The organism is Halorubrum sp. AD140 (assembly GCF_034497445.1).
Taxonomy (GTDB): domain Archaea; phylum Halobacteriota; class Halobacteria; order Halobacteriales; family Haloferacaceae; genus Halorubrum.
The window spans coordinates 1-3,236 of the sequence record NZ_JAXRUU010000118.1 but is presented as its reverse complement, the minus strand read 5'-3'; the positions used below and the strand labels follow the sequence as shown (position 1 = coordinate 3,236).

Here is a 3,236-nt window from a genome sequence, read left to right as displayed (position 1 = left end):
GCGCAGTTGTGGACGTACACCTCCTCGCAGCCGTCGGCGTCGAGGTCGGCCGCGCACACGCCCATCCCGTGGCGGGTGCCGTCGGCGACGATGCCGCAGGCGGTGTCGACGAGGCGGTCGCCGTCGCGGGCGTACAGCCGGTTCGGCTCGCCGTAGCCCGCGACGAAGACGAGCGGTCCGTCCCGTCCCGGCGTCACCGTGACGCCGTGCCCGCGGACTGGGTCGTCGTCGCCGACGAGGTCGGACCGCTCCGTGAACATGGCCGTCCGTCACCGCTCGGGGAATATGAACTCACGGGTTGGATTCACGCCTCGAGCGGAGCAACGACGGCCGCGCTCCCGCTGGCGCGCAGGAACGAGCGGCCCGCGAGCGCGCCGAGGCGTGTGGACCGCGAGAGACGACCCGTGGCCGATCAGGCGCCGACGGCCTCGTCGAGCAGCTGGAGCGGGTGCTTGATCTCGTAGCCGGTGCCGTGTTCCATCTGCATCGCGCAGGTGGGACACTCGGTCATCCCCACGTCGCCCTCGGCGTCCTCCATGTGCTCGAACATCTCCTCGCCGATCTTCATCGACGTCTCGTACTTCTCCTCCTTCCAGCCGTAGGTGCCCGAGATCCCCGAACACGAGTCGCCGACGTCCTCCACGGTGACGCCGTCGACGTCGCGGAACGTCTCGACCGCCTGTCGGGAGAGCCCCTGGTTGCGGGCGTGACACGGCGCGTGGTACGCGAACGACTCCTCGTCCGCGAGCTCCGTGTCCGCGAGCTCGCCCTCGAGGTCCTCGTGGATCCGGAGGTACTCCAGCGCCTCGTAGGTGTGCTCGGAGACGTCCTCGATCCCGTGGATGTCGAACAGCTCCGGGTACTCCTGGCGGAGGGACAGCGAGCAGGAGGTACAGGAGGCGATCACGTCGGCGCCCTCACCGATGGCCTCGATCAGGCTCTCGACGTTCGTCTCCGCGTGCCGGCGCGCGTCCTTCAGCATGCCGTTCGCGAACATCGGCGTGCCCGAGCACTTCTGTGGCGGCACCAGCACCTCGTAGCCGAAGTGCTCGTACACCGACACCATCGCCTTGCCGACCTCGGGGGTGTTGTAGTTGGAGTAACAGCCGTGGAAGTACGCCACGCGCTTGTCTGGGTCCTCCACCTGCGCGCCGCCGCGGGCCCGCCACCACTCGCGGAACGTCTCCGTGGCGAACTCGGGGAAGTCGCGCTCGCTCGTGACGCCGAGGACCTTCTCGCCGAGCCACATCGCGCCCGGGACCTTCGTCGCGGCGTTGGCCAGCCGCGGCACCCTGCTCGCGATGGACGCGAAGAAGCGGTAGTTCGAGAGGATGCGGTTCCGAACGTACTCCCGGGAGAGCTTCTCCATCTGCTCTTCGACGAACTGGCCGCGCGCCTCGTTGTGCATCTGCGAGAGCGGCACCGACGAGGGACAGGCGTCGTCACAGCGCATGCAGTTCGAACAGGAGGTGATCGACTCGTCGACGTCGTGGTCCCCCTTGCGCTTGAGCCGCCACTGCTCCGGGCCCTGGAACTTCGGCCCGGGGAACTCGTCGTCGACCTCGGCGACCGGACAGGAGGTGTCACAGCTCGTGCACTTGTAACAGGAGTCGGCCCCCTCCCGGAGGTCGAGGTCGCCGCCGGGGAACACGTCGACCGGGTCGTACGCGTCCGGGTCGAGCGCCGCCGACTCGGAGCCGACGGTCGCGCTCTCGACGCCGCCGTCGGTGGCCGCGTCGTTCGCTGCGCGTCCACCACCGGTGGCCGCGTCGTTCGTTGCGCGTCCACCACCGGTGGCCGCGTCGTTCGCTGCGCGTCCACCATCGGCGGCCGGCCGCTCTGCGGTCGCGGTCGCTCCCGGCACCGCACCGTCGTCGGTGACGAATATCGAGGGCTGTTCGTCGCGGCCGGCCGCCGGGACGCCGGGGCTGGCCCGCGGCTCGCTCCCGTCGGCGCGCTCTCCGTCCCTCTCGTTCGGTCCGTCCGCCCCGTTCGCTTCCCCCAGGCCGTCGTCTGTGTGTCGTGTCATCTGTGTGCCTCCGTCGCCGCCGCTCGCCCGGCCGCGAGGCCGGTCGCGAGCGACACCCCGCTCGCGGACTTCTCCCTCGCAACGTCCGCGCCGCCGACGACGCCGCCGGCCGCGAAGACGTTCTCGTACGCCGGTTCACCGTCCGCGTCCAACGCGCGCGCCTCCGGTCCGATCCGCACACCGAACCGCGCGTACGGCTGGTCGCCGAACGCGTCGTCGACGAACCACTCGTAGCGGTCCGCCGGCTGCTCGACGTGGAGGTCGAAGACGGCCTCGCGGACGCCCTCGCGGTCGGAGTCGAGCCCCTTCCCCACGAGTCCCCCGGTCGCCAGCACGACGGCGTCGGCGCCGTACGGGGCCTCGCGGCCCTTCCGGTCGACCGCGACCGCCTCGATCCGCCCGTCCGTCTCGGTCTCGACGCCGACGACGGGGTTGCCGGTCTCGAACCGGACGCCCTCGGCGTCGAGCGCGTCGTAGAGCCGGTCCTCCAGGCGGAGCCCGGGGAGGCTCGGCGGCCCCATCGGGACCTCGAAGACGTCGGCGCCGAGCCGGTCGGAGAGCTCCGCGCGGACCTCCTTGCCGCGCTGGTCGCCGAGGAACGCCGGGAAGCCGACGCGCTCGACGCGGTCGACGCCGCCGGCCTCGTCGATCACGTCGTGGAGGTGCGGGGCGACCGCCTTCGCCAACGCCTCGCGCGCGGGGACCCCGTCTATCGCCTCGTCGTGGTCGAGCGCCTTCGCGAGCCGGGTGACCTTCGCGTCGGCCCGGAACGCCTCGGCGAACTCCACCTCCGCGCCGGCGACGTCGAAGGGGACGCCGGCGGCCTCCAGCCGCCCCGCGAACGCCCGCGCGTCGTACTCGGTCAGCGACCGGAACCCGACGATGAGCGCGGGCCGGTCGTCGCTCGCGAGCCCCGCCTCGGCGGCCGCCGGGTAGCGCGCGGTCGGCTTCACGCTCCCGCCGAACGTCGGTACGAGCGCGTTGCGGTCGGTGTGTCCCCCGCGGTACGCGTCGCCAGCGAGCTCGTCGAACAGGGCCAGCCCCTCCCGGAGCGCGTCGGCGCCGACGATCCGGTACGGGTGCGTCTCGGGGAGCCGGTCGATCGCCTCGAAGGGGTCCGCGAGCGGGCCCTCCGGGTCGGGCCACTCGTCGCGGTCGAGCTCCCGGCCCGCGGTCGGCCGCCCCTCGCGGCGAGGCTTCGCGGCCT

Annotated in this window: 2 protein-coding genes and 1 pseudogene; all 3 read right to left on the bottom strand. The window is 72.3% G+C overall.

Translation table 11 applies throughout. From position 1 onward, the window contains the following. Positions 1-260 (bottom strand): annotated as a pseudogene (locus U4E84_RS16395) (CRTAC1 family protein); the annotation flags it as partial. Between the two features lie 152 nt (positions 261-412). Then, on the bottom strand, positions 413-2,029 hold the full coding sequence (locus tag U4E84_RS16390) for an anaerobic glycerol-3-phosphate dehydrogenase subunit C (RefSeq protein WP_322533184.1): 1,617 nt from the start codon (positions 2,027-2,029) through the stop codon (positions 413-415). Further along, on the bottom strand, positions 2,026-3,236 hold a 1,211-nt coding region (gene glpB / locus U4E84_RS16385), incomplete at its 5' end, for a glycerol-3-phosphate dehydrogenase subunit GlpB (protein ID WP_322533183.1). The genes glpB and U4E84_RS16390, both read right to left, overlap by 4 nt.

Coding starts and splice junctions, on each gene's coding strand:
- U4E84_RS16390 (WP_322533184.1), bottom strand. CDS start 2,029: ATGACACGACACACAGACGACGGCCTGGGGGAAGCGAACGGGGCGGAC.